The sequence below is a fragment of the Bradyrhizobium sp. 179 genome (assembly GCF_023073535.1).
Classification (GTDB): Bacteria; Pseudomonadota; Alphaproteobacteria; order Rhizobiales; family Xanthobacteraceae; genus Bradyrhizobium.
Genome location: NZ_JADPJR010000030.1, coordinates 42,048 through 68,892 on the forward strand (window position 1 = coordinate 42,048; position 26,845 = coordinate 68,892).

Below are 26,845 nucleotides of genomic sequence, written 5' to 3' on the forward strand. Positions count from 1 at the left end.
GTGCGGTCCCTAGCAGCCCCGGCAGATGCTCTTGATCTTCTTGTCGAGCGCCTGGTTTTCCTTGCTCAAGGGATCGTTGGCGTCGCTCAGATTCTTTTCGCTCGGCACGTCGGCCGCGCGCGGCTGGCGGTGACCGACGGGTGCCGGCAACACCGTTCCAGAGGTGGCGCCGCCCGATGTCGATCCCTTGGAGCCGCCGGTCTGTGCAACCGCCGCGCCACCGAGCAAGACCACGAGCGATGCTGCCACCATGATCTTTTTCATGTCCGCTTCTCCATTCTTAAACCGACGCACGCTCCGGCACCGCTCAGGTTTCCGGCGGATAGAGATGAACGTCGCCGCAATAGTCCATGATACGATAGCGCGTTTCGGCTCCCGCTTCACCCGCATCGCCTGCGGTATTTTGTGCCACCACCACATAATTCGGCCCGACCGGCGACTTGCCGGCGCCGCCGGGAATATCGACGACATAATCAGGCTGACACAGCCCTGACACCCGCCCACGCAACTGCCGCATCAATTCCTGTCCCTGCGCCAGCGTGGTTCGCAGATGCGCGGTGCCCGGCGCGAGATCGCCATGATGCAGGTAATAGGGTTTGATCCGGCATTCGACGAAAGCTCGCATCAAATCCGACAGAGCAGCGACATCGTCGTTGACGCCGCGCAAAAGCACGGACTGGCTCACCATGGGAATGCCGGCATCGACGAGCCGCGCGCAGGCGGCGCGCGCCGTTCCGGTCAGTTCCCGCGCATGATTGGCGTGCAACGCGACCCAGGTGGTCGCTCCCTCGATCTTGAGCGCGGCGACCATCTCCTCGCTGATGCGTGCGGGATCGGCCACGGGCACGCGAGTGTGAAGACGGATGATCCTGACGTGATCGATTCCCGCCAGATCGGCCATGATCTCGCTCATGCGACGCGGCGACAGCATCAGCGGATCGCCGCCGGTAAGGATGACTTCCCAGATCTCGCCATGCGCGCGGATGTAGTCGATCGCTGCGCGATAGGCGCTGTCCGAGAGTACGTTTTCCTTACCTGGCCCGACCATCTCGCGGCGGAAGCAGAAGCGGCAATAGACCGCACAGACGTGAACCAACTTGAACAGCACGCGATCCGGATAGCGGTGCACGATTCCGGGAACCGGCGAGTGCGAATGATCGCCGATCGGATCGGCGTTCTCGCCCGGCTGTGCGTCCAGCTCGGCCGCGGTCGGAACGAACTGCCGTGCGATGGGATCGTCGCGATCGGCGGTGTCAATCAGCTCGACCAGCGCGGGCGTAATCGCCACCGCATAGCGCGCGGCAACGCGCTCCAGCGCCGGCAGCGTCGCTGCGGGCGCCAGGCCTTCGGCGACGAGCTCAGCCGGCTCGCGCAAAGTGCGTGCAAGATTGGTCTTCGTCATGCCTCACCCGCAGGCGGTGTCCACACCACCTGATCAATTCGCGATGCGCCGCTCGCCAGCATGACCAGCCGGTCGAAGCCGAGCGCGACGCCGCTCGCCTCCGGCATCGCAGCGACCGCGGCCAAAAAGTCCTCGTCCAGTGGATAGGCCTCGCCGTAGCGGCGCTGCTTCTCCGTCATCGATTCCGCGAAGCGCTTGCGCTGCTCCTCGGCGTCGGTGAGTTCGCCAAAGCCGTTGGCAAGCTCGACGCCGCAGGCATAGACCTCGAACCGTTCCGCAAGCCGCGGATCATCAAGCTTCACCCGCGCCAGCGCCGCCTCTGGAGATGGGTATTCGAACAGAATGGTCAAACGACCCTGCCCCAGATGCGGCTCGACATGCTCAACCAGAACCTTGCTGAAGATGTCGGACCAGGTGTCGTCCTCGGCCACACGGACCTTGGCACCGGCCGCCTCGGCGAGCGCGGCACGGTTACCCTCGCCGCCCGACATTGTCGACAGCAGGTCGATGCCGGCGAACCGCTCGAACGCCCCCGCGACCGTCACAAGCTCCGGCTCGGCGAAGGGATCGGCGGTCCGGCCTCGGAACGAGAAGGTTCCGATGCCGGTCGCCCGCGCCGCACGGGCAATGACGACGACCGTGTCCGCCATGATAGCGTCATAGGTGGCGCCTGCGCGGTACCATTCCAGCATGGTGAATTCGGGGAGGTGCAGGTCGCCGCGCTCGCGGTCTCGGAACACACGGGCAAACTCGAAAATCCGCGTCTCGCCCGCCGCCAGCAGCTTCTTGCAGGCGAATTCCGGCGAGGTTCGCAGGTAGCGGCTGGCGCGGCTGCCGTCCGGCCGCACGATCTCGGTCCGGGGCGCGTGCAGATGGGTCTCATTGCCGGGCGAGATCTGGAGGATGGAGGTTTCGACCTCGACGAAGCCCTGCTCGGCGAAAAATCCCCGGAGAGCCGCGGTAATAGCCCCCCTCGCCTGGAGGAAAGGCTGCCGGTCGCGGTGCCGCCCGGGCGACCAGAACGGCGAAATCGGCTTGTCCCCAGCCATTAGCCGATTGCCCCTCGGAACAGCAAAATGCTGGCATCCAACGGCAAAATCAGTATGTTGCGGCCCGAAACGGGCGCCGAGGTCCGATTTGAGGCCCCAAGTCCCCCATCCATTCGACCACGTCCTGGCCGGTGCCGGGCCAAGCAAGCAGGAAATACAGCTTTGAGAGTCATCGCCAGTTCTATTCGCAAGGGCAACGTGATCGAGCAAGACGGCAAGCTATATGTCGTCGTCAGCGCCGAGAACATCCATCCCGGCAAGGGTACCCCGGTCAGCCAGATCGAAATGCGCCGAATCTCGGACGGGGTAAAGATCTCCGAGCGCTACAAAACGACCGACCAGGTCGAAAAGGCCACGATCGAAGAGCGCAACTACACCTACCTCTATGAGGACGGTGACGGCTACCATTTCATGAACCCGGAGACTTACGACCAGGTCCAGGTCTCCAAGGATGTCGTCGGCGACGCTGCTGCCTATCTTCAGGAGAGCATGACGGTCAAGCTGTCCATGCACGACACCAACCCGGTCTCGATCGCGCTGCCGCAGCGTGTGACGCTGGAAGTGGTCGACACCGAGCCGGTGACCAAGGGCCAGACTGCCTCCTCCTCCTACAAGCCCGCGGTGCTCTCCAACGGCGTGCGCACCACCGTGCCGCCGCACATCACCGTCGGCACCCGCATCGTGGTGATGACCGAAGACGGCTCCTACGCCGAACGCGCCAAGGACTAACGGGGAACAGAGCGATCGCAACAGGTGCCGCCGGGGGGCGAGACAGTGGTTGGGAAGGGTTTCCGCTTCGTCTCGCAACTCCTGGCGTCGCTTTCGCTCTTCATTACCACCCCGCTTGCTGCGGAAGAATTTCGCAGCCCCTCGCTCACGGCCCTGCGCGTCGATTGGCGCGCAGCGCTCGACCAGCTCCGCGCCGAGATCAATAGTCGTCCCCGGGTCGCGGACGATTTCATTTTCGCACCCCGCCGTTCGGTGCCGCGCCATGATCCGCGCGCAATACCCGCGTTGGTGCAGCTCAACGCGGTCTCCTCGCAATTCTTCACCGGCATCGCCCGCAGCCCCGTGCCGGTGCTGCTGCCGTTCGACGCCGCCGCGTATCTCGAGGCGCAGCGCAACGGCGCGCCGGCTATGCTCGCGCTGTCGCGCTACCAGGCTGAATTCAATCCCGTCGACATGTTCGACGCCGGCCCCGCCGGCTACAGCGCGACGTTCTCGTTCGAGCCTGGCGCCGGCGACGGCATGCCGAGCCGGGTGTACGCAAGGCCGGTCGAGGTGCAGATCACGGGCTCGGCGCTCGTCTATGACATCGCCGATCCCTCCGGCGGCAAGGGCGAGCCGGTCAAACCCCTCGCAGCGACCTATCCAGACCTGCGCAGGTTCATCCGGGAAGGCTATGTGCGCTATGCCTTCACCCGTTTCGGCGTTGCCTATGTGGTGTCGATCCAGTGCCTTGACAGCATCGCCAAGCCGCGGCGGCTCGCCTGCAAGGAAGCCTATCCGGTCGCAGAACGCTTCCTGAAGGCGCTACGGATCGCGGGCGGGCAACGGATGCGGCCTCTGATGGATGTTGCCTCCAACGTCCTCGATCGTCCGGCCGGACGCTCGGCTGATTTCAGCTATCGACCGAGCGGCGATATCATCCCGAATACGGGCTATCGCAGGCAAGGCGGCCATCCCGACGTGATGGCCTATGCACAGATCCGCTTTCCGCTTGAAAAGGCGCCGGCCTTCGTGCGCTCGCAATCCCATGGCAGGCGTGACAGGAGCGACAGCCCGACGGCCTATCCCTGGCGCGACAATTTCTGCGAGTCCCGCAGTTTCGAGGTCTGGCAGTGCGCCGGCGGATATGGTCACCAGGGCGAGGATATTCGCGCCGCCGATTGCCCGCCGCCCGGCGAAGGCCGCGAGCCCTGCGATCCCAAGCGGCGCGGTGTCGTCGCCGTCCGCGACGCGATCGTGATCCGCTCTGCCAAGGACCAGGCCGTGACGTTGCAAGTCAACAGCCGCACCGAGCACATCCGCTTCCGCTACATGCACATGAACCCGCAGGCGCTGAACGCCGATGGCGTGCTCAATGGCCGCATCGTCACCGAAGGCGAGAAGATCGGGGTGATCTCGAACTATCTCGACCATCCCGCCGGCACCTCGATGCATTTGCATTTCGACGTGCAGGTGTTCACCCGCGACGGCTGGATCTGGGTCAGTCCCTACGTCACGCTGGTCTCGGCCTATGAGCGCCTGATCCGCGCCCGCGGCCGCGAGATCGGCCCGGAGGTCGCAGGCACTCCGCAGCCCGTGGCACACGCGCTGCCGGAAGATGTGATCAAGCAGGACCTGCGCGAGGGCTCGAGCGGCGAGGAGAATTGAGGACTTGCTCGTTCCAAGCCCAGGCGGAGCAAGAGCGTGTCGTCGCGCACACCGCCGGCTCGAACGAAGAAGGGAAAGGGTTTATGAGTGTCGGACTGATCGGTCTTCTCGACGATATCGCAGCGATTGCAAAGGCGGCAGCAGCCTCGCTCGACGATGTGGCGAGTCAGGCTGCCAAAGCGGGCACAAAGGCGGCTGGCGTGGTCATCGATGACGCGGCGGTCACGCCTAACTACGTCATCGGTTTTGCCTCGAAACGCGAACTGCCGATCGTCGCCAAGATTGCCGTCGGATCGCTACGCAATAAGTTGCTGCTTCTGCTTCCCGTTGCCCTGCTGCTTGGCTATTTCCTTCCCGCCGCGGTCACGCCGCTGCTCATGCTGGGCGGAGCCTTTCTCTGCTACGAGGGTGCCGAGAAGGTGCTCGAGGCCATGATGCCGCATCATGCACGCCACCACGAAGCTCAGCTCCAGCCGATTGCGCTGAATGCCCGGTCGGTCGAGGACGAGAAGATCGCGAGCGCCATCAAGACAGATTTCATCCTGTCGGCGGAGATCATGGCGATCACGCTGGCAGCACTCCCGGCGGGGAGCATCTGGACGCAGGCGCTGGTGCTTGCGCTGGTTGGCGTCTGTATCACTGCCGGGGTCTACGGTGTGGTAGCCCTGATCGTGAAGGCGGACGATGTCGGCATGGCCCTTGCCCGCTATGACAGCGCCTCCGTCACTGGCGGCGCGATCCGCTTGCTTGGACGCGCGCTCGTCCGCGGTATGCCCACCTTCCTGGCGGTGCTAAGCACCATCGGCACCGCCGCCATGATCTGGGTCGGCGGCGGCATCATCCTGCACGGCATTGAAAAATACGGCCCACCCGAGGTCGGCCGCACGGTCCATGCCGCAACCGAGGCTGCCGCACATGTCCTTCCATCCGTTGCCGGCATCATCGAATGGTCGGTCGAAGCAGCCATCTCAGGCGTACTCGGACTGTTTGTCGGCGCACTTGCGATCCCGGCAGTCGAATACGGTCTCTCACCCCTGTGGAAACGGTTGAGGCGATCGCAGCCAACCTGAACAAATGCGGTCGCGGGCTAGGAGTGCCAGCTACTCCAGGAACGTCGTCAACTGCGCGCCCTCATCCGCCACGAACACCGCGATCAATTCTGCCGGCTCGGTTCCACTGGCATTGGCGGAGACGAGATGCGTCGAGCCCGGCGGCTCGAAGAAGGACTGGCCGACGCCGAACGTCTCGATCGGGCCGCCGCCGAGTTGCGAGCGGATCTCGCCCTTGGTGATGTAGGCCGTCACAGAGCCCGCATGACGATGCGGCCGCGAAAACCCGCCCGGACCGTAGGACACACGCACGATGGTGACGCGCTTGCCCGGGACGTTCGGCAGCGCGTAGGACCCGATCGGCTCGACCTTGTCGAGCGGCGAACCCTCCGCAGCCGTGGCGCAGAGCGGCGCCAGCGCGCCTGACACAGTGTCGATCGTCACCGGCAGCGCCTTGCCGATTGCGAGTGCGCAGGCGAGCCCGCCGAGGGCGGCGATCGCCATTGAACGAGACGCTATCGGGCGCTGCGCAGCGGCCAAACTCATTGCTGTCATGCTGACCTCCTCGCGCTGCGATCAGGATGCCGCGGCAATCGTGGCCACAGGCCGTTTGGCCGGCGTCCAGTGATACGCCGCACCAAACCGATTCCAGACGTTGATCGAAGCAACCGCCGAAGTCAGGTAGGTCAGCTCGGTTTCGGAGAACTCGCGCTTTGCCTCCGAATAGACCTCCTCGCTGACGCCACCGGGAAGCATCGTCAAGGCCTCCGTCCAGGCCAGCGCCGCGCGCTCGCGCGCGGAAAAGATCGGCGCCTCGCGCCAGACCGCGACCAGATGGAGCTTGTCGGTGGGAACCCCGATCCGTTCCGACAGAAGGACGTGATGCTGCACGCAGAAGGCACAGCCGTTGATCTGCGAGGCGCGCAGCTTGACGAGTTCGATGAGCTGCTTGTCGAGACCGGCCTTGGTTGCAAGCTGACCCAGCGCCAGCACCAGATCATAGACATCGGGCGCGAGGCGCTTGAAATCCTCGTATTCGCTGCGGGCGTGTGACATTGCCGTTCACCTCGTATTATTGTAAGCGTGCTTATATCTTATAAGAGCTCTTATATGTCACACAAGACCGCTGTCGTCACAAGATCGAAAACCGCGCGCACGGCGCCCGCCGGCGACGTCGCCGTGCGTGTACCCGCTCCCGGCGAAGGCAAGCGCGGCGAGCAAGGCTATCTCGGCTATCTGCTGCGCCAGGCCCACGCCGCGGTCCGTCTGAAAATGGAGCGCACCCTCGCCGATCTCGGCGTGACCTCGCCGCAATTCGCGGTGCTGACCATGCTCAACGCCTATCCCGGCCTGTCCGGCGCCGACGTCGCCCGCCTCACCTTCCTGACCCCCCAGACGGTCGGCGTCATCATCCGCAACCTCGCACGCGACGGCGCCATCGCAATGACGCCACATCCGGTCCATGGCCGCATTCAGCAATGGACGCTGACGCCGCGGGGCGCGACGCTGCTAAAGGCGTGCCGGCAACGTGTGCTCGAATTGGAGAAGCGCCTCGCTCTGGGTTTGGACAGCAAGACGGAAACGACGATCCGGCGCTGGCTCGCCGGGGTCGCGACCGAGTTGCAGGAGGATTAGCCGCCCTTCAACGCGTTCTTGACCTCGCCGTCGGGCCAAGTCTCGCCCGCGGCAATCACCCGCACCCGGGTTCGGTCCGCGGCATTGACCAGCACATGCGAACTCACCCGGTCGCGGCTCGGCTCCAGGTGCAGATCGGTTTCGGGCTTCCAGCTCAGCGTAGTCGCAAGATCGCCGGGAAAGATCTGCCATTGCGATCCGTCGTCGAGCTCGACGACATGGCTTTCCGCGTGTGCGTGTATCTTCATTCCACCCCGATTCTATTCGCCGAGTGCGGGCCCCGGCCGTAGGCCGAGGCCCATGCTCCGTCAATCGTTGTCGCGATGAATCACAGTCTTCTCGCGATTGCCGAATTCATCTTCCTTCTTGATCACGGTGGTGCGGTCGGCGGGCTCACGCTCTTTGATGACCGTGGTGCGGTCGCGATCTCGATCGCGCTCGCGATATTCATGCGACTGACCAACCGTCACGCCGGCCCCGGCCGGCGCGACGTGAACGCCGACCTCGTCGGCGAATGCGGGCGCCGCGATGGCGGTGACCATGGCGGCGGCAAACAGATATTTCCTCATCTTCTCCTCCTCGTTGTCGCAAGGGGAATGCGAGACTGCGACGATTTGTTCCGACGGAACGATTGATCCGGCCGCGCAAGAACAGGCGCGGCATCCGTTCCAGGAACCGACTCACACGCGCCATGTTTCGGGCTAGAATGTGCCCATGACGCACGCTGATTCCTCATCCTATCCAACTCGCCGCGCCCTGCTGCAATCGACGTTCGGTGCAGCGGCGTTACTTGCACTCCCGAAACGCGCCCTCGCCGCGCCTCCAGGCTTCGATGAATGGCGCGAAGCCTTTCGCGCGCGGGCATTGGCCAAGGGCATTTCGGCGGCGACCTGGCAGCGCGCGATGGCGCGGGTCGAGCCGGACATGAGCGTGTTCAAGCAGATGCGCAACCAGCCGGAATTCCACGAGCAGGTCTGGCAATACATCAACCGCCGCGTCTCGGACTGGCGCATCATCAACGGCAAGATCGCGCTGAAGAACAACGAAGCGCTGTTCGCGCGCATCGAGCGCGATTTCGGCGTCGAGCGCGGCACGCTGCTGGCGCTGTGGGGCGTCGAGTCCGCCTATGGCGATCCCCTGGTGCAGCAGAACCATATGACCCCGGTGTTTCCCTCGCTCGCCGCGCTCGCCTGGAACGAACCGCGGCGCAAGGCCTATTGGGAGACCGAGCTGATCAACGCGCTGCGCATCGTCGACAAGGGCTGGAGCACGCCGGAGCAGATGCAGGGATCCTGGGCCGGTGCGATGGGCCATTCGCAATGGATGCCGGAAGTCTGGCTCAATGTCGGCATCGACTATGACGGCGACGGCAAGGTCTCGCCCTTCGGCAAGCCCGATGACGCGCTGGGCTCGACCGCAAAATATCTCGTCAATCGCGGCAAGTGGCATCGCGGCGAGCATTGGGGATACGAAGTGCGCGCGCCCGGCAACATCAGCGGCAGCCGCACCTATGCGGCGTGGCAAGCCGCCGGCGTCACCCGCGCCGACGGCCAGCCATTCCCGCAACCGAATGCGTCGGCGCAGCTGTGGACGCCTGTTACGGGCGGGCCGAGCTTCCTGCTCGGACCGAATTTCTACTCGGTGAAGAGCTACAACCCTTCCATGAACTACGCGCTGGCGATCTGCCATCTCGGCGACCGCTGCCTGGGCGCGCCCCCCTTCATCCAGCCCTTCCCTGGCTCCGAGCGCGCGCTGACGCTTGCCGAGGTGCAGGAGATGCAGACGCGCCTGACCAAGGCCGGCTTCGACACCGGCGGCACCGACGGCCGCGTCGGCAACGACACGATGAAGGCGGTCAAGGATTTTCAGCAGCGCGCAGGGATCACGCCGGCGGACGGCTATGGCGGGCTGAAGGTGCTGGCGAGACTGCGGCAGGGATTGTAAGCGGCTCAGTGCCTATACTGCGGCTCCTCCGCGTCGAGCTGGCGGCGGATCGCGGCGAGATGCAGCCGCGCGGATTCGGAATCGCCTTCGCGCATCTGCTTGTAAGTTTCGGCCGCAACAGCGGGATCGACCGGCAGCACCTTTCGTCCGGTCGACATCGCCAGCACCTGCACCTCGGCTGCGCGTTCGAGGTAATAGAGATCGTCCCAGGCCTCGGCGATGGTCGGGGCCAGTACCATCACGCCGTGGTGCTTCATGAAGACGATATCGGCATCGCCAACGGCGGACGCGATGCGCGCGCCTTCGCGGTTGTCGAGGGCAAGGCCGTTATAGTCGCGGTCCACTGCGGTGCGGCCGTAGAATTTCAGCGCGGTCTGGCCGGCCCAGATCAGGGGCTCGCCCTCGGTCATTGAGAGCGCCGTCGCGTAGGGCATGTGGGTGTGGAAAGCGACCTTGGCGCGCGGCAGACGCTTGTGCATCTCGGCATGGATGTAGAAGGCCGTCGCCTCGGGCACGCCCTCGCCGTCGAGCACGTTGCCGTGGAAGTCGCAGATCAGCAGCTTTGACGCGGTCAGCTCGCGGAAGGCGTAGCCGTACGGGTTGACCAGGAAGAGATCGTCATGCCCGGGCACCAGGGCCGAGAAATGATTGCAGATGCCTTCCTCAAAACCGTTGCGCGCGGCCATGCGGAAGCAGGCGGCAAGATCCTCGCGCGCGGTGCGGATCGCCTCGGTGGCGAGGTCCGGCCGGTTCGAACGATGGGGCGCGGGAGAGGAAGCGTGAAGACTATGCGCCATGGCGAAGGACACCTATGTCGGTCGGAGCTGGCCGCGTTGTACAGGGGCTGCGCCTGCGCGTCAGCCCCTGAGGGCGCCACCCTGCCCTGCGCGGCTTATCCGCGCCGCGGCACGCCGCCGGCATTCATGCCGCCGTCGATGACGAGTTCGCTGCCGGTGACGTAGCGCGAGGCATCGGAGGCCAGATACAGCACGCCAGAAGCGATCTCCGCAGCCTGGCCGGCACGGCCGAGCGGCGTGACGAGCTTGGCGCGCTCCTCTGGATCGATCGGCGCGTTCTGGCCGGCACCGGTCGCGCCGGTCGGAATCTTTGCCCCAGATCGGCGTGTCGATGATGCCGGGATGCACCGAGTTGACGCGGATGCCGTCGCCAGCGGCCGCGCATTCCATCGCGATCGATTTCGCAAACAGCCGCACTCCGCCCTTGGTGGCCGAATAGGCCGACAGCCCGGGGGCACCGCGCAGGCCCGCCAGTGACGACATCATCACGATCGAGCCGCCGCCGGTCTTGCGCATCAAGGGCAGGCAATGCTTAACCGAGAGGAACACGCCGTCGAGGTTGACGGCGTTCTGCTTGCGCCAGTCGGCCAGCGTCATGTCGACGATCGAGGGCACGGAGATGCCGATGCCGGCATTGGCGACCATGATGTCCAGCCGGCCGTAGCGCTTTGCGACCTCGGCGACGACCTCGATCCAGCGTTCCTCGCTGGTGACATCCTGCTCCAGGAAGATCGCCTTGCCGCCGGCTCTTGTAATCCGGTCGGCAAGCTCTGGGCCGCGCAGCTCGTCGATGTCTGTCGCAATGACGGTGGCGCCCTCGCGCGCGAACAGCTCGACGATGGCCTCGCCAATGCCGGAGGCGCCGCCCGTCACCAGCGCCACCTTGCCCTCAACCTGCCCTGCCATGTTCACTCCCTTTTTTATTGTTTGAGCGATATATTTTGTCGGATGATCTTGCCGAAAACCGCGTCGCACTGTGCGCTCACGCGGCCCTTCGGGTCCGGCTCGCGCGCTATCTAATCACGGATGGCCCCTGGTCCGGTAGCGCGACGTCGACAACGCGGAATTGCACACGCTCGACGCCCTGGTAGCGATCGACCGACAATGATCCCGCGACATGCAATTGCTGACCGCGGTTGGCGAGCAGCGCATTGCCGAGCTTCTGGCCGACCGAACGGAACGCGATGCCGTTGACGATGGCGCCGTCACCGGACTTGAAGCGCAGCCTCAAGTGCGCCTGGCCGACCTCATCGGCATAGACGAGCTGATGCGCCGGCAGCGCCAGCACGACTTCCGGATTGCCGCTGCCGAACGGGCCGGCGCGATTGAGAGTGGTCGCAAGCTCCGGCGTCACTGCGCGCGCGGTGACTGCGCCGTCGACATAGAGCTCGTTGACGTGCCGCGCCTCCGCGACGTCGCGCGCCAGCGCGTTCTCCAGATAGGCGCGGAATTCGGCGAGCTTCTCCTTGCGCAGCGTGACGCCCGCAGCCATCGCGTGGCCGCCGCCCTTGAGCAGAATGCCGTCAGTAACCGCTTGCCGCACCGCCTTGCCGAGATCGACGCCGGCGATCGAGCGGCCCGAGCCGGTGCCGATGCCGCCAGGCTCGAGCGCGATGGCAAAAGCAGGCCGGGAAAACTTCTCCTTCAGGCGTGATGCGACGAGGCCGACGACCCCGGGATGCCAGCCTTCGGAGGCCGTGACGATGACGCCGAGCTTGTCTTCCAGGCCGATCGAGGCAAGCGCCTCGGCTTCCGCCTGCGCTTCGGCCGCCTGCTCGATGATTCGGCGCTCACTGTTGAGGCGGTCGAGCTCGGCCGCGATGCGTGCGGCCTCGACGCTGTCACCTTCGAGCAAAAGGCGCACGCCGAGATCGGCCCGACCGATCCGACCGCCGGCATTGACGCGCGGCCCCAGCATGAAGCCGAGATGCCAGGCCTCCGGCGGACCATTGAGCCGCGCCACGTCCATCAGCGCGGTATGACCGACATGGTCGCGCCGCCGCATCGCGATCAGCCCTTTTGCGACGAAGGCGCGGTTAAGGCCGATCAGCGGCGCAACGTCGGCGACGGTGCCGAGTGCGACGTGATGCAGCATGCCGAGCAGATCGGGCTCGGGCATCTCGGCGCCCCAGAAACCGCGCTGGCGCAGCTCGCGATTGACGGCGACCAGCGTCACCAGCACGAGGCCAACGGCGGCGAGATGTCCGAGGCCCGAGAGATCGTCGGGGCGGTTCGGATTGACCAGCGCATCGACCTCGGGGAGATCGAGGCCGCATTGGTGATGGTCGATCACGACAACGGACATGCCGAGGCGCTTCGCCTCGGCCAGCGGCTCGATACTGGTGGTGCCACAATCGACGGTGACGAGCAGCGTGGCGCCCTTTGCTGCCAGCGCGCGCACCGCTTCGGTGTTGGGGCCGTATCCCTCAAAGATCCGGTCCGGAATGTGGATCAGCGGATCGAGCCCGCAATGGCGCAGATGCCAGGCCAGCAGCGCCGCCGAAGTGGCGCCGTCGACGTCGTAATCGCCGAAGATCGCGACCCTTTCGCCCTTCCCCGCGGCATCCGCGATCCGCTGGGCGGCAGCTTCCATCTCCGTCACCGTGAACGGGTCCGGCAGCAGTTTTCGGATGGTCGGATCGAGGAAGTCCGGCACGGTGTCGATGTCGACGCCGCGGCCGGCCAGCACCCGCGCCAGCAGTTCCGGCAATTGGTAACGTTGCACGATCGCAAGCGCCTTGGCCGCGCCGCGCGCGTCGAGCCGGTCACGCCAGAGCTTGTCGGTGAGCGAGCGCGTCACCCCCAGGAACGCCTGGGGCGCTTCGACAGGCAAGGCAGTTGCGGGCGGCGTCATGAATGTTGATTGATTGAGGAGCCCGGACGGGTGGCAGCAGATTGGTCGGCAGGGACGATTGGCCCGGAATCGCTCTGGATGTGCAATGCCTGCGCCGCACAAAGCGGTGGATTGCTTTTTTTGCTGCGCGGAACTGACTATCATTTGGGCATTCCAGGGAACCGCAAATTAAGCGGGCGTTAGGTGGAATCCTCGAAAAAGCTTTCCATTCGATCTGTATCTTTGTTCCGGGTTCAATTGCAGGTCAGACCTCATTGCCAAGGGAAGCTCCCCGATGTCTGCTGCGCTGGGTCTGAAAGCCAAGCCGATCACCGCCACCGAACCCGCTGATGATGATTCCGACATCTCCGCGCTGATCAACCGCCTGACTGCCGAGGTCAATCAGATCGCGGTCGACAAGACCAAGGCGATCCAGCAAATCACCAATCAGATGAAGATGCTGGCGCTGAACGCCCTGATCGAGAGCTCGCGGGCCGGCGCGCAGGGCGCTGGCTTTGCGGTCGTGGCGCAGGAGGTGCGTGGCGTCGGCCAGCAGGTCGAGACCATCGCCCGCGAGCTCGAGACACAGCTGACCAAACGAACCGGCGAGCTCGTCGCCTCGATCGACCGCATGAGCCAGCGCTCGCGCGGCGAGCGCATGGTCGATCTGTCGCTCAACGCTATCGAGCTGATCGACCGCAACCTCTATGAGCGCACCTGCGACGTGCGTTGGTGGGCGACCGACTCCGCCGTGGTCGATTGCGCGGCCTCGCCGGCCGCGGCAGCTGTAAACCACGCCTCGCAGCGCCTCGGCGTGATCCTCGGGGCCTACACCGTCTATCTCGACCTCTGGCTTTGCGATCTCGACGGCAACGTCATCGCCAATGGCCGCGCCGACCGCTTTCGCGTCGTCGGCCAGAACGTCGCCCACACCAAATGGTTTCGCGAGGCGCAATCCTTGCGCTGCGGCGACGACTATGTCGCCGGTGACGTCGAGAACCAGCCGCTGCTCGGCAACGCCCAGGTCGCGACCTATTGCGCCAGCGTCCGCAGCGGCGGCCAGGCCAACGGGGTGCCGATCGGCGTGCTTGCCATTCATTTCGACTGGGAGGCGCAGGCCCGCGCCATCGTCAAGGGCGTGCGCGTCGGCGACAGCGACAAGGCCCGCGTACTGCTGGTCGATTCGAGCCTTCGCGTGATTGCCGCCTCCGACGGCCAGGGCATCCTCAGCGAGCGCATCTCGATCGCGCTGAACGGCCAGCGCTCCGGCTTCTACCACGACCGCACCGGCGCGCTGGTCGCCTTCCATGCCACCCCGGGCTATGAGACCTATCGTGGGCTCGGCTGGTACGGCGTGATCATCTGCGGGGCGTGAGGCGCCCGCAAAGCGGGCGAGTAGCCCGCCTTTATCAAAACTCGCGAAAACAACCCCATGCACAGTAGCCAGAGGTTTGCTTTCATTGCTGTTTTTTCGGCGGGACTTCCTTTCGGTTTTTGGCTCCCGCCAGAATGTTTTGACACGTCGGGCAAAACACTGGCAATCTGTGATCATCGCCAGGTTGTGTTTACGCGCGAGGGAATGATCCCTAAGCGGATTTTTTTGACATCGCGCCCGGGCTTGCGAAGCATTTTCCGGCAAGCCATGCTCGCTACAGGCCAGAGCTCCGCGCCATTGGTCGTGAGAGTCGCTTCGGATCACATTCGTCGACGTGAGAGCGCAAGTTTGCATTGGCTTTGATCATCTCGCGCTCCGAAACCGAGGAGACGTGCCATGAAGATCGTCGTGATCGGCGGGACCGGATTGATCGGATCTAAACTGGTGGCGAAACTCAAGCAGCAGGGCCATGAGGCGGTGGCAGCCTCGCCCAGATCAGGCGTGAACGCCGTGACCGGGGAAGGTCTCGCTGCGGTGCTGGCCGGCGCCGATGTTGTCGTCGACGTCGCCAACGCGCCGTCCTGGGAGCCGGCCGCCGTGCTCGATTTCTTCCAGCGTTCGAGCAAGAATCTCCTCGCGGCAGAGGCCGCAGCGGCCGTGAAACATCATGTGGCGCTCTCCATCGTCGGCACCGAGCGGTCGCCGGACAACTCCTATTTCCGTGCCAAGCTCGCCCAGGAGACCGTCATCAAATCCTCTTCGGTGGCCTACTCCATCGTGCGCGCCACACAGTTCTTTGAATTCCTCGGCGCCATTGCCGAAACGGCTGTGACGGGCGGCAGGATTGTCGTTCCATCGGCGCAGTTTCAACCGATCGCGTCCGACGATGTGGTCGATTGTCTCGCGGAGATCGCAACGGGCCGGCCGCTCAACGGCACGATCGACATTGCTGGACCCGAGAAGGCCCCCTTCAATGAATTCATCGCGCGGCGCCTGAAGGCGTCTGGCGATGGCCGACCTGTGGTGGGAGACCCAAAGGCGCCTTATTACGGCGCTCTCATTGACGACACATCGCTGAATCCGCTCGGCGAGGCGCGGCTCGGGAAGACACCGCTCGCAACATGGCTCGCGAGCCTCTGAAGCTCCGTTAGCCTCAATCACGACGGAAATGACATTGAAGGGAATCCCATGCGCAGATTGCTGATGGCAACGGCGGTTTACGTCGCGTCTTTCCTGACGGCCCATGCAGCCGAGACGGCAGCAGCATTAGCCAAAGTAACGGTGGTGTTCGATCAGGCCCTGCCCAACGTCCCCGGCAAGAGCATGAAGGGCGTGCTGGTCGAATATGGTCCGGGAGGCTCCTCACCCGCGCACATGCACCCGCGCTCCGCGTTTATCTATGCGACCATCCTGGAAGGAGCGATCCGCAGTCAAGTCAATGATGAGCCCGCCAAGGTCTATCGCAAGGGAGAGAATTTTTTCGAGAAACCCGGCGACCGCCACGCCATAAGCGCCAATGCCAGCGATTCCGAGCCTGCGAAGCTGCTGGCCGTCTTCGTCGTGGATACAGCAGACAAGGAGCTCGTGACACCTATCGCGAAGTAACGCCGGCGCAGCAGGCGGGACGCCGGATCGAATTCTCAAGTCGCGGCGGCAACCAGCTTGCTGTACTCGCCTTCGTACTCTCGCGCCATTCGGCGCGCCGAGAAACGCTCCTCGAACCGTGCGCGCACCTGCCTTCGATCCAACTTGCCCACTTCGCCGACCGCCTGAACGGCTTGCTCTTGGTTCTCGACGATGAAACCAGTCAGGCCGTGCTCGATGACCTCAGGGACGGCGCCTGAGCGGTAGGCGATCACGGGAGTTCCGCAGGCCATTGCCTCGATCATGACCAACCCGAAGGGCTCCGGCCAATCGATCGGAAACAACAGAGCGGCGGCTCGACCAAGGAACTGCTGTTTTCCGTCATCATCGACTTCGCCGACAAGCTTGATCTTCTCGTCGTCAATGTGGGGCTCGACATGTTTCTTGAAGTAGGCGGTCTCGGCGCGCGGGATCTTCGCGGCGATGCGCAGTGGCATACGGGTTAGATGCGCGATGCGGATGGCATCCTCCGGACCCTTGTCTTTCGTCAGGCGGCCAAGAAATGCAAGGTATGATCCCTGCTCGTAGCACGGGCGAAGCAGGTCGGACGGCATCCCGTGCTGGATCGTTCTAATCCAATTCGCATTTGGAAGCGGCAAGCGCTGGCGGTCGGAAATCGACACGAGCGCTGCTTCGGGGAATTGCCGAACCACGTCAGGCAACCCAGGCAAGTCGAGGCGGCCATGCATGGTCGTCAGGAACGGCACGCCCAGGCGACTGAGCAACGGCAGATGCAGCCAGTCGATATGCGCGTGGATCACGTCGAAGTCTCTCGCTCGCTTCGCGATCGCTTCCAGCAGCATCGCGCAAGCTGCACTCGGATCGGCGCCCTTGCGCCCGAGACGCAACGCACGGGACCAAACCGGGTAGAGTCTTCCGGCCGTCCGGGAATCGCCGCTCGCAAACAACGTGACGTCGTGGCCGAGCTGCACCAGCTCATCCACCAGCCAAGCTACCACCCGCTCGGTGCCGCCGTAGAGCTTCGGAGGAACGCTTTCGGCCAGCGGAGCGAGCTGAGCGATACGCATGTGCTAAACTGCCAAGCGCACGATCAGCACGATGACTGCCGCCAGAAGGTTCGAAATCGCGAGCAAGGTCCAATTCGGCCTTGCACTCGCGGCCGCCAGGCAGCAGGCCAGTTCCTCCACCAGCGCTAACATTCGTCATCGCGAAGCCGCTCGAGATAGGCAAGGCCAGATGCCGTCAGGTCCTGGGCATCACCGCCACTCTCGCGCGCTTCCCGCCTCCCTTGTAGATGACGCTCGAGCAGACAGCGACGACCATCCGCGGCATCGACGTGACGATGCCTGGCGCGGTAGACGGACCAAGCAGTATCCACGGCCGTTCGTAGCGGATCGTGGTCGACCATGTTCCAGCTCCCACATTGAGACGTTCATGGGACCGCAACTCGTTACGACGGAGGAAGTTTCCACTTTTTCCCGAAACTCGCAGGGCTTTGCGGGTTCGAACTTGATGAGCGGGCTCCCCCCGCGCGGCATCAGGCAGCGCGAGGCGCGGCCATCTCCGCTGCGAGCAGCACAGCGGCGCGGCTAGCGCCAATCGATGCGATGCCCTGACCGGCGATATCATAGGCGGTGCCGTGCGCGGGCGTGCAGATCGGGAACGGGAAACCACCGAGCAAGGTGACACCCCGATCAAAACCCATCAGCTTCATCGCGATCTGACCCTGGTCGTGATACATCGTCAGCACCGCATCAAAGGCGCCGCCCTTGGCGCGCAGGAACACCGTGTCGGCGGGGAACGGTCCCTCCGCGGCGATGCCCTCGCGCTGGGCGGCCGCGACCACGGGCGCGATGATGTCGATCTCCTCGCGACCAAAATTGCCGCCGTCGCCGGCATGCGGATTGAGACCAGCGACCGCGATGCGGGGCCGCGTGAAACCGGCATTGCGCATACAGGAATCGGTCAGCTTGAGCGCGCGATGGATGCGCTCGCTGGACAGCTTTGCAGCGACGTCCTTGAGTGGGATGTGGGAGGTGACCCGCGCGTTCCAGAGCCGGTCCAGCACGTTGAACTCACTTGCCGCGGTCTTGAGCCCGACCACCTCGGCGGAGAACGCGATCTCGTCGTCGTATTCGGCGCGGGCAAGGCGCATCGCCTGCTTGTTGAAGGGGGTAAAGCAGACGGCATCGACACTTCCGTCACGGCCGAGCTCGAGCGCGTGCCGGTAATTAGTCAGGGCGAAGTTCCCGCCGGCAAGCGTCGCGGCCTTCGGCTCGACCTCCCTGGGATCGAGGTGGCGGAGATCGACAAACAGCGTCTCGCCCTGCGCCGCGCCAAGGTCGGCGCCCTGCTCTACCATGGTCAGCTCCGGCTTGACGCCGGCAACCCGCGCGCCTTCGTCGAAGATGCGGCGGTCACCGATGATGACGATCCGGCTGCGGGCGCGGACGTCATCCTGCACCGCGAGCTTCGCGGTCAGCTCCGGGCTGATGCCGGCGGGATCCCCCATTGCCAATGCAATGAGCGGCTTTGCGGTCATATGATCACCTTTTCCTCAGCTGTCGTCCGATCGGTAGACGGCGCGGGTTTGCGCCAGAGCCGCGTGAGCTGCAGCACGAGCGGAAGCAGCAACAATGCGATGCCGGCAACGATCAGGCACGTCACCAGCTTGTTTGCAAAGAAGATCCCGAGCGATCCCTTGGAGATCAGCATCGACTGCCGGAACGCGTCCTCGGCCTTGTCGCCGATGACGATCGCGAGCACGAGCGGCGCCAGCGGATAGAACAGCTTCTTGAAGAGATAGCCGACGATCCCGAAGCCGAGCATCATGACGACGTCGAGATAGGAGTTCGACACCGAATAGGCGCCGACGACGCAGATGATCACGATCAGGGGCGCGATCACCACAAAGGGAATCCGCATCAAGGCTGCGAAGACCGGAACCGTGAGCAGCACCAGCGCGACGGCGACGATGTTGCCGACATACATCGAGGCAATCAGGCCCCAGACGAAATCCTTACTGTCGACGAACAGCATCGGCCCGGGATTGAGACCCCAGATCATCAGGCCGCCCATCATGACCGCCGCGGTCGCCGAGCCGGGAATGCCTAGCGAGAGCATCGGCAGCAGCGCGCTGGTGCCGGCGGCATGGTCGGCCGTCTCCGGCGAGATGATGCCTTCGACCTCGCCGGTGCCGAAATATCGGCCGCGGCGCGAGAAGCGGCGCGCGATGCCGTAGCTCATGAAGGAGGCCGCGGTCGGGCCGCCCGGCGTAATCCCCATCCAGCATCCGATCGCGGCGCTGCGCAGCAAGGCAATGCCATGCCGCGGCAGGCGGCCGACCGCGCGGAACACCTCACGCCAGTCGATCTTCGAGGAGACCGCGCGCGCGTGAAACTCCTCTTCGACGGCAACCAAGAGCTCGCCGATGCCGAACAGACCCATCACGGCCACGACGAAGCTCACGCCCTTGACGAGTTCGTCGACGCCCATGGTGAGGCGCACGCTGCCGGACACCGTGTCGATGCCGACGGCGGCGATCGCAAAGCCGATCGCCAGCGCCACGACGGTCTTGATCGGCGCGGCACCGCCCATGCCGACGAAGCTGGCAAAGGCCAAGAAATAGACCGCAAAATACTCGGCCGGCCCGAACGCGAGCGCCACCTGGGCCACCCAGGATGCGAGGAAGGTGATCAGGATGACGCCGATCAGCGCGCCGAACGCCGCCGAACCGAAGGCCGTGGCGAGCGCCGTCGTTGGCCGGCCGTCGCGCGCCATCGGGTAGCCGTCGAAGGTGGTCGCGACCGACGACGGCTCGCCGGGAATGTTGAACAGGATCGAGGTCACGGAGCCGCCGAACAGCGCGCCCCAATACATGCTGGAGAGCAGGATGATGGCCGAGACCGGCTGCATGCCGAAGGTCAGCGGCAGGAGCAGCGATACTCCGTTTGGCGCGCCCAGCCCCGGCAGCACGCCGACGAGAATGCCGAGCAGCACGCCGATTACCATGAGCAGCAGATGTGGCGCGGTGACCGCGATGGTGAAGCCGTGCAGGAGCTCTGCGAGATTATCCATCGGACCTCTCCGTCAGAACCCAAACGCGGCGGCGAGCGCGCCATGCGGCAGGCTGACCTGGAACATGCGCTCGAACACGACGTAGAGCGCGAGTGCCGTCGCCCCCGCCATGGCGAGCGCACGCGGCACGGATTGATGCCTGGGGATCGCCAGCACTGCGAAAACGTACAACGCCGAAGCGACGTACATCCCGGCCAGCGGGATCGCGGCAACAAAAATCGCAGCCGGCACGAACAGGCCGGCGAGCCTGCGCAGCTCGATGGACGTGATGGCGATGGGGACATTTGCCAGTGTCGCGGCCGGTAGCACGCCCCGCACCAGATTGTAGAGGCTCCCGATCACGACGATGATCCCGGTCAGGAACGGAAACGTGCCGGCGTCTACCCCGGCGCTCGACCAGCCGATGCCGTTGTCGAGGCTGGAGATGACGACTGCCACACCGAAGGTCCCGGTGAGGGTAGCGGTCGCAAGTTCAAGCGCGCGGCGGGAGATCATGGTCCGTTACCTCTGAGCTATCCCATGTGACGGCGGTGAGATCTGCCGAACGAGCTCGGCATGCATGGTTCGAGACGCCCGCTTTGGCGGGCTCCTCACCATGAGGGTCGGATATCTCGCCACGACGCGCGACCTCATCCTGAGGGCCCGCCGCAGGCGGGCGTCTCGAAGGATGGCCGCAAACGACCTGCCCGCCGCCTCACTTGACGAGCCAGCCCTGCTCGCCCGCGACCTGCTTGACGTGCTCGAGGTCGTCCTTGATGAATTTTTCGAACTCGGCGCCGGTCAGGAAGGTGTCGACCTGCGAGGTCTTCTCGATGTAGTCCTTCCATTCCGGCGTCGCCTGCACCTTCTTCATGAGATCGATATAGAACGCCGCCTGGTCCGGCGTGACCTTGCCGGGCAGCCACACCGTGCGCGGCTGCTCATACTGCTTGATGTCGAGGCCCTGCTCGACGCAGGTCGGAACGTCGCTCCAGCCTTCGGTTGCGGTGACCTTCGGGCCCTGCGGCAGCCGTTTCGGGCTAAAAACGCAGAGCGGGCGCTGCGTGCCGCCGCGCCATTGCCCGAGGCTCTCGCTGGGATTGTTGACATGGGAGTCGAGATGTCCGCCGGCGAGCTGCACGGCGGTCTCGGCGCCGCTCTTGAACGGGATATAGGTCAGCTTGACCTTGCCAGCCTTCTCGATCATGCGCGTCAACACCTCGTCGGTGTCCTTGGATTGCGCGCCGCCCATCTTGAATTCGCCCGATGCGGCCGCCTTCAGATAATCACCCGCGGTTTTGTAGGGCGCGTCCTGCTTGACCCAGAGCAGGAACTCATCCTGCGCCATCGCCGCGATCGGGGTGAGATCGGTGTAGTTGAAGGCGACCTTGGAGACGAGCGGCTGCTGCCAGGCGTTGGAGGTGCCGAAGATCACCTTGTGCGGATCGCCAGCGGAGGCCTTGCCGTAGACATAGCCTTCGGCGCCGCTGCCGCCGCCCTTGTTGACGACGACGATTGGCTGGTCTGTCAGCTTGTACTTGGTGATGATGTTCTGCACCGCGCGCGCGAGATTGTCAGTGCCGCCACCCGGCCCGGCCGTGGCGACGAACTCGATCGGCTTTTGCGGTTGCCAGGCGGCGAGCGCCGGCATCGTGCCGGCGAGCACGGTCGCGGCCGCGGAGAGCAGAAGTGTTGACGTCCGACCCATGATGTCCTCCAGCTGATTTTTGTCTTTTGTTGTTGTCTTATCGACGTCCGCTCAGGCGACGCGTTCCTCGCGACTTGCCGAGGCCAGCACGATTGCGCCTTCTTTTTCGAGCGCTTCGATCTCCTTCTGGTCGAACCCGTGCTCGGCCAGCACCTCACTTGTGTGCTCACCATAGACCGGCGCGCCTGACCGAACTTTGCCTGGCGTCTCCGAAAACTTGATGGGAAGCCCGATCGTCTTCACCGGACCGAGCGTGGAGTGCTCGACCTCGACAACCATCTCGCGCGCCAGCGTCTGCGGATCACTCAAGGCTTCCAGCATGTCGTGCACGGGGCCGCACGGCACGCCTTTCTCGTCCAGCGCCGCAAGCCAATGCGCGCGCGATTTGGTGCGGAAGCGTTCGCTCAAGACGGCTTCCAGCTCCTTCAGATGTGCCATACGGTCGGAGCCGGTGACGAAGCGCGGATCAGTGGCGAGCTCGCTGGCGCCGAGTGCTTCCAGCATCAACAGCCAATGCTTCTTGTTGGCGCCGCCGACGACGAGCCAGCCATCCGAGGCTTCGAACGCCTGATAGGGCGCATTGAGCGGATGGGCCGAGCCCATCGCGCGCGGTGCCGTGCCCGCGGCCAGCGCAATGGTGGACTGCCAATAGGTCTGCACCAGGGCCGCTTCATAGAGCGAAGTCTCCACCCACTGTCCTTCGCCGGTCTTGAGACGATGCGTATAGGCCGCGAGGATGCCCATGCTCGCCAGCAGACCGGCGGTGATGTCCGACAGTGGCGGGCCGCATTTGACGGGCGGACCGTCGGGGCGTTCGCCGGTAAAGCTCATGATGCCGCTCATGGCCTGCGCGACCAGATCGAAGCCGCGGCGGTGCTTGTACGGGCCGGTGCGGCCGAAGCCCGACAGCGAGCAGTAGATCAGCGCGGGAAATTCCGCGTGCAGTGCCTCGTAACCAAAACCGAGGCGCTCCATCGCGCCGGGCGCAAAGTTCTCCACCAGCACATCGGCGCTCGCGATCAACCGCCGAAGCACCTGCTTGCCACCGTCGGTCTTCAGATCCAGCACGATGCCGCGCTTGTTGCGGTTCATCATCAGGAACGAGGCCGCCTCATCGCCGATCTTCGGCGGCACCGAATGGCGGGTATCGTCGCCGTTGGGCCATTTCTCGATCTTGATGACGTCGGCGCCCATGTCCGCGAGCATCAAGGTGCAGGTCGGCCCGGCCATGACATGGGTGAGATCGATGACCTTGAGACCGGCGAGCGGTCCCGAACGGCGGGAGGTGGATTGCGATCGATCGCTCTGCATTGGCCCGTCCTATTGGCCGCGCCATTGCGGCGCGCGCTTGTTGAGGAAAGCGTCGAGCCCTTCGCGAAAATCCTGGCTCGTGTAGCACATCAGGATGAGGTCTTCGCCCTCGTCCCGCGTCAGCCGTCTTTGCAGGCGGGTCACCGCCTGCTTGGTCGCATTCAGCGTCAGCGGCGCATGGCTGGCGAGCAGCCGAGCGACCTCGCCAGTGCGCCGATCGAGCGCGGCAAGATCGTCCACGACCTCGCCGAGCAGCCCGATGCTCGCGGCCTCGGTGGCATCGACCAGGCGCGCGGTGAAGATCAGATCCTTGACGCGCGCGGCGCCGATGAGCGCGGCGAGACGGCTGACATTGGACATCGACAGGCAATTGCCGAGCGTGCGGGCGATGGGGAAACCGATCTTGGCGCTCTTGGTGCCGATGCGCAGGTCGCAGGCCGCGGCGATGCCCGCCCCGCCTCCGGTACAGAACCCGTTGATCGCCGCGATCGTCGGCACACGGCACTGCTCCAGCGTTGTGAGCACGCGATCGATGCGGTTCTCGTAATCGATGGCGTCCTGCGGCGTCTTGAATTCGCGGAACTGGTTGATGTCGGTGCCCGAGGCGAACGCCTTGTCGCCAGCCCCGCGCAGCACCAGCACCTTGATCGCAGGGTCGCGGTCGGCCTCCTCGCAAATCGCAGCGAGCCGCTCGTACATGGCAAACGTGAAGGCGTTGCGGGCCTGCGGCCGGTTAAAGGTGATCCGCCCGATGCCGTCCTGGCGCTCGAAAACGAGGTCTTCTGCCTCCACTTGCAGGTCCATTTCCCCACACCCTTTCTGTTTTTTACAGTTTTGAATGCAAAATTTGGAATTTTCAAGCTGGAACTTGCTAATTTTTGTCTGTATGTCCATTTTTGCATGCAAATAGAGTTTCAGGACCATGCTTCACGAAGAAGTCGTCGGCCGCATTCGCGCCATCCTGCTCGACGGTGAAATCCCGCCAGGGGCGCGCATTCCGGAGCGCGAGCTGTGCGAGCGGCTCGAAATCTCGCGCACGCCGCTGCGCGAGGCGCTCAAGGTGCTGGCCGCCGAAGGCCTCGTGCAGTTGCTGCCGCATCGCGGCTCGCGCGCGGCGAAGCTGACCGACCAGGACATGCGCGACCTGTTCGAGGTCTGCCAGGGCCTCGAAGCCCTTGCCGGCGAGCTTGCCTGCGAGCGCATCACGGACGCCGAGATCGACGCGATCGCCACCGCGCATGCGGACATGGTGCAGCATTATCGCGAGGGTGACCTGATCCAGTACTATCGCGGCAACCGCGCAATTCACGAAGCCATCGTCAACGCGGCGGGAAACCCGGTGCTCGCGAGCCTTTACACCTCGGTGACAGCGCGCATCCGCCGCGCGCGCTACGTCACGCCGATGACGCCGCAGCGCTGGGCGCTCGCCGTTAGGGAGCACGAGGCAATCCTCAATGCGCTCCAGCGCCGTGACGGTGCCGGCCTCGCCCACATCCTGCGTGCGCATCTGCGCCATAAGCGCGAAGAGGTCTTACAGGCCGGCTTTGCCGAAACGGACGGCAATGACCTCACGCTGAGAATTGCGTAAGGCGCAATTCCGCGGTGCTTTGTTTTTGCGGAACGTGCCTCCGCACGCCGTGTCCCTGCCCGGTATGCGTCCGCGAACCAATTCCACTTGCTAGCTCATCGCAACCGGCGCAGCATGCCTTCCGCCGACCTCCGGCCTCATCGCGGACCGGGGCCGGTCACACCGCGCCAACAATCGCGCAGGTCAAAAAAGCGGAGAAAACGCATGACAATCGATGTCTCACGTCGATCCCTTCTCGCACTCGGGGCCGGCCTTGGCGCCAGCGCGCTGCTCGGCAGCAGCGCGATGGCGCGGGCACCCAAGCTCGGCACCCAGACGCCCTACTGGCACCGCTTCATTCTCGGCGATGCCGAGGTGACCGTCGTATCCGATGGGCCGCTGCCGCTCGGCGATCCCTCGGGGACCTTCACCGGCGTTCCCAAGAAAGAGGTCAAGAAGATGCTGGCCGACAATTTCCTGTCGCCGGACAATGTCGTGCTCGAGCAGAACTCGCCGATCGTGAACACCGGCGACAAGCTCATCCTGTTCGATACCGGCATGGGCAGCTCAAAGATGTTCGGCGCCAGCACAGGACGGCAGCAGAAGAGCATGACCGAGGCCGGAATCAAGCCGGAGGACATCGACGCCGTGGTGTGCTCGCACGCCCACATCGACCACATCGGGGGCATCGTGGACGAGGGCGGCAAACCGTTGTTTCCGAACGCGCAGGTCTACATCTCCCAGACCGATTTCGACTTCTGGACCGATGAAGGCAAGCTCGGCAGCCCAGCCAAGGACTTCGTCCTCCACGCCCGCAAGAACCTGCTGCCGGTCCGCGACCGCATCGTGTTCTTCAAGGACGGCCAGGAATTTTTGCCGGGCGTGCAGGCGATCGCGGCGCCCGGTCACACCGTCGGACACACCATCTTCATGGTCTCCTCGGCGGGCAAATCGTTCGCCTTCCTCGGCGATCTCTCGCACCATTCGGTGCTGCTGCTGGAGCGGCCGAGGATGGAGTTCTCCTACGACACCGACCCGAAGCAGGCGGCAGACTCGCGCGTCAAGCTGCTGACGATGCTTGCGGCAAACAAGATCCCGGTGATGTCCTATCACTTCGCCTGGCCCGGCTACGGCCATGTCGCCAAGACAGGCGAAGGCTTCCACTACTATCCGGAGCCGATGAAGATGACCTTGTAGTTTCGAAATCAGGTCCGGGCGGCGCGCGCTGCCCGGACCGGCGTTGCCGCAGACAAGCTATCAAGGACGTCGCTAGCACCCGAGCTTGTCGGCGATCCCGCCAAAATCCTTTGCGACGATGTCCCAATTGCCGGTCGCCTCGAAGTCGACCTTCTGCAACGGTCCGTACTCGGTCGGCCGCGCCACGAACGCGGTCTTCAATCCGTTCTTCTGCGCGGCCGCAAGATCGCCGTTGTGGGCCGCGACCATCATTACCTCTTCGGGCTTGAGGCAGAGCAGGCGCGCGGCGCCGAGATAGGTCTCGGGATCGGGCTTGTAGTGCTCGAACAGTTCGGCGGACATGATGAGGTCCCACGGCAGCCCTGCAAACTTCGCCATGTTGGTGAGCAGCGCGACATTGCCGTTCGACAGCGGCGCGATCACGAATTTGGTCTTCAGCCGGGTCAGGCCGCCGACGCTGTCGGGCCAGGGATGCAGGCGGTGCCAGCCTTTGGTGAGATAGTCGAGATCGGCTTCGGTGAGGCCCTTGATCGAGAATTGATCGACCAGCTTTTCCAGCGAGCGGCGGTGCAGATCGTCGAGCATGACGTAGCCGCGCTCGGGATGTTTGCGCACGTCGTCCATCGAGGCCATGTACATGCCGCGCCAGCCATCCACGAGCGCGGTCCAATCAGCGCTGATGCCGCGCTGCTTGCTCCACCACATGAAGTCGGTGATCAGGCTGGTGCGCCAGTCCACCACGGTCCCGAACACGTCGAAAACAAGGGCTTTGACGGCGGAGAGATCGGACATGGCGCTTCCCCTCTTTTTCTTATCGTCATTCCGGGGCGATGCGCAGCATCGAACCCGGATCATTGCGCGTCGGAGACTGTCGCCCGATGGATTCCGGGCTCTCCGGGCCGCGCGTTGCGCGGTCCCGTCGCCCCGGAATGACGACAGTG

29 protein-coding genes and 1 pseudogene are annotated in these 26,845 nt (G+C 64.4%); 10 read left to right on the plus strand and 20 right to left on the minus strand.

The window, feature by feature from the left end; all coding sequences use genetic code 11:
- Window positions 1–9: 9 nt before the first annotated feature.
- From IVB12_RS06675 to epmA, 3 genes are read right to left on the minus strand one after another with little or no spacing between them, the layout of a single operon-like run.
- The gene (locus IVB12_RS06675; protein ID WP_247280996.1) at window positions 10–264 is read right to left on the minus strand and encodes a hypothetical protein; all 255 of its coding nucleotides are present in this window, start codon (window positions 262–264) and stop codon (window positions 10–12) included.
- 43 nt (window positions 265–307) lie between these two features.
- A complete protein-coding gene (locus IVB12_RS06680; protein ID WP_247296833.1) occupies window positions 308–1,402 on the minus strand; it encodes a lysine-2,3-aminomutase-like protein in 1,095 nt (364 codons plus the stop codon).
- A complete protein-coding gene (gene epmA / locus IVB12_RS06685; protein WP_247296835.1) occupies window positions 1,399–2,451 on the minus strand; it encodes an EF-P lysine aminoacylase EpmA in 1,053 nt (350 codons plus the stop codon). Before epmA ends, IVB12_RS06680 begins: the two co-directional genes overlap by 4 nt.
- A gap of 162 nt (window positions 2,452–2,613) precedes the next feature.
- Here epmA and efp point away from each other — a divergent pair, with 162 nt between their 5' ends.
- The 3 genes from efp to IVB12_RS06700 all read left to right on the plus strand — a co-directional run bounded on the left by efp (window position 2,614) and on the right by IVB12_RS06700 (window position 5,897).
- Window positions 2,614–3,180, plus strand: coding sequence for an elongation factor P (gene efp, locus IVB12_RS06690; protein WP_035703646.1), 567 nt, complete (start codon window positions 2,614–2,616; stop codon window positions 3,178–3,180).
- A gap of 24 nt (window positions 3,181–3,204) precedes the next feature.
- Window positions 3,205–4,827 carry a M23 family peptidase gene (locus IVB12_RS06695; RefSeq protein WP_247296837.1) on the plus strand — a complete coding sequence of 541 codons (1,623 nt, stop codon included), beginning with the start codon at window positions 3,205–3,207 and terminating at the stop codon, window positions 4,825–4,827.
- An 83-nt stretch (window positions 4,828–4,910) separates the two neighbouring features.
- Window positions 4,911–5,897: a DUF808 domain-containing protein gene (locus tag IVB12_RS06700; RefSeq protein ID WP_247296840.1), complete on the plus strand. Its 987-nt coding sequence runs from the start codon at window positions 4,911–4,913 to the stop codon at window positions 5,895–5,897.
- Between the two features lie 30 nt (window positions 5,898–5,927).
- Here IVB12_RS06700 and IVB12_RS06705 read toward each other — a convergent pair whose 3' ends face one another.
- Complete coding sequence (locus IVB12_RS06705) at window positions 5,928–6,431, minus strand: cupin domain-containing protein (protein WP_247296842.1); 504 nt, start codon at window positions 6,429–6,431, stop codon at window positions 5,928–5,930.
- A 21-nt stretch (window positions 6,432–6,452) separates the two neighbouring features.
- Window positions 6,453–6,932, minus strand: coding sequence for a carboxymuconolactone decarboxylase family protein (locus tag IVB12_RS06710; RefSeq protein ID WP_247296843.1), 480 nt, complete (start codon window positions 6,930–6,932; stop codon window positions 6,453–6,455).
- Window positions 6,933–6,986: 54 nt separating this feature from the next.
- Here IVB12_RS06710 and IVB12_RS06715 point away from each other — a divergent pair, with 54 nt between their 5' ends.
- The gene (locus tag IVB12_RS06715; protein ID WP_247296844.1) at window positions 6,987–7,511 is read left to right on the plus strand and encodes a MarR family transcriptional regulator; all 525 of its coding nucleotides are present in this window, start codon (window positions 6,987–6,989) and stop codon (window positions 7,509–7,511) included.
- On the opposite strand, the gene IVB12_RS06720 is transcribed toward IVB12_RS06715, so the two are convergent.
- Complete coding sequence (locus IVB12_RS06720) at window positions 7,508–7,759, minus strand: hypothetical protein (RefSeq protein ID WP_247280988.1); 252 nt, start codon at window positions 7,757–7,759, stop codon at window positions 7,508–7,510. The genes IVB12_RS06715 and IVB12_RS06720 overlap by 4 nt on opposite strands.
- A 60-nt stretch (window positions 7,760–7,819) precedes the next feature.
- On the minus strand, window positions 7,820–8,080 hold the full coding sequence (locus IVB12_RS06725) for a hypothetical protein (RefSeq protein WP_247296845.1): 261 nt from the start codon (window positions 8,078–8,080) through the stop codon (window positions 7,820–7,822).
- 145 nt (window positions 8,081–8,225) lie between these two features.
- Here IVB12_RS06725 and IVB12_RS06730 point away from each other — a divergent pair, with 145 nt between their 5' ends.
- Window positions 8,226–9,455, plus strand: a complete 1,230-nt coding sequence (locus IVB12_RS06730; RefSeq protein WP_247296847.1) for a lytic murein transglycosylase — start codon at window positions 8,226–8,228, stop codon at window positions 9,453–9,455.
- A 5-nt stretch (window positions 9,456–9,460) separates the two neighbouring features.
- On the opposite strand, the gene IVB12_RS06735 is transcribed toward IVB12_RS06730, so the two are convergent.
- The 3 genes and pseudogenes from IVB12_RS06735 to recJ all read right to left on the minus strand — a co-directional run bounded on the left by IVB12_RS06735 (window position 9,461) and on the right by recJ (window position 13,106).
- Window positions 9,461–10,252, minus strand: coding sequence for an aldolase (locus tag IVB12_RS06735; RefSeq protein ID WP_247296850.1), 792 nt, complete (start codon window positions 10,250–10,252; stop codon window positions 9,461–9,463).
- A gap of 95 nt (window positions 10,253–10,347) precedes the next feature.
- Window positions 10,348–11,158 (minus strand): annotated as a pseudogene (locus tag IVB12_RS06740) (glucose 1-dehydrogenase).
- A 106-nt stretch (window positions 11,159–11,264) separates the two neighbouring features.
- Window positions 11,265–13,106, minus strand: coding sequence for a single-stranded-DNA-specific exonuclease RecJ (gene recJ, locus IVB12_RS06745; RefSeq protein WP_247296852.1), 1,842 nt, complete (start codon window positions 13,104–13,106; stop codon window positions 11,265–11,267).
- Window positions 13,107–13,380: 274 nt separating this feature from the next.
- On the opposite strand from recJ, the gene IVB12_RS06750 reads away from it, so the two are divergent.
- The 3 genes from IVB12_RS06750 (at window position 13,381) to IVB12_RS06760 (ending at window position 16,065) form a co-directional block, all read left to right on the plus strand.
- Window positions 13,381–14,460: a methyl-accepting chemotaxis protein gene (locus IVB12_RS06750; protein ID WP_247296854.1), complete on the plus strand. Its 1,080-nt coding sequence runs from the start codon at window positions 13,381–13,383 to the stop codon at window positions 14,458–14,460.
- Between the two features lie 396 nt (window positions 14,461–14,856).
- Window positions 14,857–15,600, plus strand: coding sequence for an SDR family oxidoreductase (locus IVB12_RS06755; protein ID WP_247296856.1), 744 nt, complete (start codon window positions 14,857–14,859; stop codon window positions 15,598–15,600).
- 48 nt (window positions 15,601–15,648) lie between these two features.
- Window positions 15,649–16,065, plus strand: a complete 417-nt coding sequence (locus IVB12_RS06760; RefSeq protein ID WP_247296857.1) for a cupin domain-containing protein — start codon at window positions 15,649–15,651, stop codon at window positions 16,063–16,065.
- 35 nt (window positions 16,066–16,100) lie between these two features.
- On the opposite strand, the gene IVB12_RS06765 is transcribed toward IVB12_RS06760, so the two are convergent.
- The 9 genes from IVB12_RS06765 to IVB12_RS06800 all read right to left on the minus strand — a co-directional run bounded on the left by IVB12_RS06765 (window position 16,101) and on the right by IVB12_RS06800 (window position 23,944).
- On the minus strand, window positions 16,101–17,132 hold the full coding sequence (locus IVB12_RS06765; protein ID WP_247296858.1) for a glycosyltransferase family 4 protein: 1,032 nt from the start codon (window positions 17,130–17,132) through the stop codon (window positions 16,101–16,103).
- Between the two features lie 3 nt (window positions 17,133–17,135).
- Complete coding sequence (locus tag IVB12_RS38100) at window positions 17,136–17,264, minus strand: hypothetical protein (RefSeq protein ID WP_256467095.1); 129 nt, start codon at window positions 17,262–17,264, stop codon at window positions 17,136–17,138.
- Window positions 17,258–17,473 carry a hypothetical protein gene (locus IVB12_RS06770; RefSeq protein WP_247296859.1) on the minus strand — a complete coding sequence of 72 codons (216 nt, stop codon included), beginning with the start codon at window positions 17,471–17,473 and terminating at the stop codon, window positions 17,258–17,260. The genes IVB12_RS38100 and IVB12_RS06770 overlap by 7 nt, the downstream gene beginning before the upstream one ends.
- A gap of 129 nt (window positions 17,474–17,602) precedes the next feature.
- Window positions 17,603–18,607 carry a 4-hydroxythreonine-4-phosphate dehydrogenase PdxA gene (locus IVB12_RS06775; RefSeq protein ID WP_247296861.1) on the minus strand — a complete coding sequence of 335 codons (1,005 nt, stop codon included), beginning with the start codon at window positions 18,605–18,607 and terminating at the stop codon, window positions 17,603–17,605.
- Window positions 18,604–20,142 carry a tripartite tricarboxylate transporter permease gene (locus IVB12_RS06780; RefSeq protein WP_247296863.1) on the minus strand — a complete coding sequence of 513 codons (1,539 nt, stop codon included), beginning with the start codon at window positions 20,140–20,142 and terminating at the stop codon, window positions 18,604–18,606. The genes IVB12_RS06775 and IVB12_RS06780 overlap by 4 nt, the downstream gene beginning before the upstream one ends.
- A 12-nt stretch (window positions 20,143–20,154) precedes the next feature.
- Window positions 20,155–20,637 carry a tripartite tricarboxylate transporter TctB family protein gene (locus tag IVB12_RS06785; protein WP_247296886.1) on the minus strand — a complete coding sequence of 161 codons (483 nt, stop codon included), beginning with the start codon at window positions 20,635–20,637 and terminating at the stop codon, window positions 20,155–20,157.
- A gap of 199 nt (window positions 20,638–20,836) precedes the next feature.
- Window positions 20,837–21,829 carry a tripartite tricarboxylate transporter substrate-binding protein gene (locus tag IVB12_RS06790; protein WP_247296887.1) on the minus strand — a complete coding sequence of 331 codons (993 nt, stop codon included), beginning with the start codon at window positions 21,827–21,829 and terminating at the stop codon, window positions 20,837–20,839.
- A gap of 51 nt (window positions 21,830–21,880) precedes the next feature.
- A complete protein-coding gene (locus IVB12_RS06795) occupies window positions 21,881–23,140 on the minus strand; it encodes a CoA transferase (protein ID WP_247296889.1) in 1,260 nt (419 codons plus the stop codon).
- A 9-nt stretch (window positions 23,141–23,149) separates the two neighbouring features.
- Window positions 23,150–23,944 carry an enoyl-CoA hydratase/isomerase family protein gene (locus IVB12_RS06800; RefSeq protein WP_247296891.1) on the minus strand — a complete coding sequence of 265 codons (795 nt, stop codon included), beginning with the start codon at window positions 23,942–23,944 and terminating at the stop codon, window positions 23,150–23,152.
- A gap of 118 nt (window positions 23,945–24,062) precedes the next feature.
- Between IVB12_RS06800 and IVB12_RS06805 the strand changes: the two genes are divergently transcribed.
- Together IVB12_RS06805 and IVB12_RS06810 are read left to right on the plus strand one after the other, a co-directional pair.
- Window positions 24,063–24,728 carry a GntR family transcriptional regulator gene (locus IVB12_RS06805; RefSeq protein ID WP_247296893.1) on the plus strand — a complete coding sequence of 222 codons (666 nt, stop codon included), beginning with the start codon at window positions 24,063–24,065 and terminating at the stop codon, window positions 24,726–24,728.
- A 204-nt stretch (window positions 24,729–24,932) separates the two neighbouring features.
- Window positions 24,933–25,904 carry an MBL fold metallo-hydrolase gene (locus tag IVB12_RS06810; RefSeq protein ID WP_247296909.1) on the plus strand — a complete coding sequence of 324 codons (972 nt, stop codon included), beginning with the start codon at window positions 24,933–24,935 and terminating at the stop codon, window positions 25,902–25,904.
- Window positions 25,905–25,976: 72 nt separating this feature from the next.
- Here the strand turns inward: IVB12_RS06810 and IVB12_RS06815 are convergent, their stop codons facing one another.
- Window positions 25,977–26,696, minus strand: a complete 720-nt coding sequence (locus IVB12_RS06815) for a haloacid dehalogenase type II (protein ID WP_247296929.1) — start codon at window positions 26,694–26,696, stop codon at window positions 25,977–25,979.
- Window positions 26,697–26,845 lie beyond the last annotated feature (149 nt).

Coding starts and splice junctions, on each gene's coding strand:
- IVB12_RS38100 (WP_256467095.1), bottom strand. CDS start 17,264: ATGTTAGCGCTGGTGGAGGAACTGGCCTGCTGCCTGGCGGCCGCGAGT.
- IVB12_RS06790 (WP_247296887.1), bottom strand. CDS start 21,829: ATGGGTCGGACGTCAACACTTCTGCTCTCCGCGGCCGCGACCGTGCTC.
- IVB12_RS06675 (WP_247280996.1), bottom strand. CDS start 264: ATGAAAAAGATCATGGTGGCAGCATCGCTCGTGGTCTTGCTCGGTGGC.
- IVB12_RS06725 (WP_247296845.1), bottom strand. CDS start 8,080: ATGAGGAAATATCTGTTTGCCGCCGCCATGGTCACCGCCATCGCGGCG.
- IVB12_RS06780 (WP_247296863.1), bottom strand. CDS start 20,142: ATGGATAATCTCGCAGAGCTCCTGCACGGCTTCACCATCGCGGTCACC.
- IVB12_RS06765 (WP_247296858.1), bottom strand. CDS start 17,132: ATGCGTATCGCTCAGCTCGCTCCGCTGGCCGAAAGCGTTCCTCCGAAG.
- IVB12_RS06680 (WP_247296833.1), bottom strand. CDS start 1,402: ATGACGAAGACCAATCTTGCACGCACTTTGCGCGAGCCGGCTGAGCTC.
- IVB12_RS06700 (WP_247296840.1), top strand. CDS start 4,911: ATGAGTGTCGGACTGATCGGTCTTCTCGACGATATCGCAGCGATTGCA.
- IVB12_RS06815 (WP_247296929.1), bottom strand. CDS start 26,696: ATGTCCGATCTCTCCGCCGTCAAAGCCCTTGTTTTCGACGTGTTCGGG.
- epmA (WP_247296835.1), bottom strand. CDS start 2,451: ATGGCTGGGGACAAGCCGATTTCGCCGTTCTGGTCGCCCGGGCGGCAC.
- IVB12_RS06775 (WP_247296861.1), bottom strand. CDS start 18,607: ATGACCGCAAAGCCGCTCATTGCATTGGCAATGGGGGATCCCGCCGGC.
- IVB12_RS06735 (WP_247296850.1), bottom strand. CDS start 10,252: ATGGCGCATAGTCTTCACGCTTCCTCTCCCGCGCCCCATCGTTCGAAC.
- IVB12_RS06710 (WP_247296843.1), bottom strand. CDS start 6,932: ATGTCACACGCCCGCAGCGAATACGAGGATTTCAAGCGCCTCGCGCCC.
- IVB12_RS06810 (WP_247296909.1), top strand. CDS start 24,933: ATGACAATCGATGTCTCACGTCGATCCCTTCTCGCACTCGGGGCCGGC.
- IVB12_RS06730 (WP_247296847.1), top strand. CDS start 8,226: ATGACGCACGCTGATTCCTCATCCTATCCAACTCGCCGCGCCCTGCTG.
- IVB12_RS06750 (WP_247296854.1), top strand. CDS start 13,381: ATGTCTGCTGCGCTGGGTCTGAAAGCCAAGCCGATCACCGCCACCGAA.
- recJ (WP_247296852.1), bottom strand. CDS start 13,106: ATGACGCCGCCCGCAACTGCCTTGCCTGTCGAAGCGCCCCAGGCGTTC.
- IVB12_RS06785 (WP_247296886.1), bottom strand. CDS start 20,637: ATGATCTCCCGCCGCGCGCTTGAACTTGCGACCGCTACCCTCACCGGG.
- IVB12_RS06770 (WP_247296859.1), bottom strand. CDS start 17,473: ATGGTCGACCACGATCCGCTACGAACGGCCGTGGATACTGCTTGGTCC.
- IVB12_RS06715 (WP_247296844.1), top strand. CDS start 6,987: ATGTCACACAAGACCGCTGTCGTCACAAGATCGAAAACCGCGCGCACG.
- IVB12_RS06805 (WP_247296893.1), top strand. CDS start 24,063: ATGCTTCACGAAGAAGTCGTCGGCCGCATTCGCGCCATCCTGCTCGAC.
- IVB12_RS06755 (WP_247296856.1), top strand. CDS start 14,857: ATGAAGATCGTCGTGATCGGCGGGACCGGATTGATCGGATCTAAACTG.
- IVB12_RS06800 (WP_247296891.1), bottom strand. CDS start 23,944: ATGGACCTGCAAGTGGAGGCAGAAGACCTCGTTTTCGAGCGCCAGGAC.
- IVB12_RS06720 (WP_247280988.1), bottom strand. CDS start 7,759: ATGAAGATACACGCACACGCGGAAAGCCATGTCGTCGAGCTCGACGAC.
- IVB12_RS06760 (WP_247296857.1), top strand. CDS start 15,649: ATGCGCAGATTGCTGATGGCAACGGCGGTTTACGTCGCGTCTTTCCTG.
- IVB12_RS06705 (WP_247296842.1), bottom strand. CDS start 6,431: ATGACAGCAATGAGTTTGGCCGCTGCGCAGCGCCCGATAGCGTCTCGT.
- IVB12_RS06795 (WP_247296889.1), bottom strand. CDS start 23,140: ATGCAGAGCGATCGATCGCAATCCACCTCCCGCCGTTCGGGACCGCTC.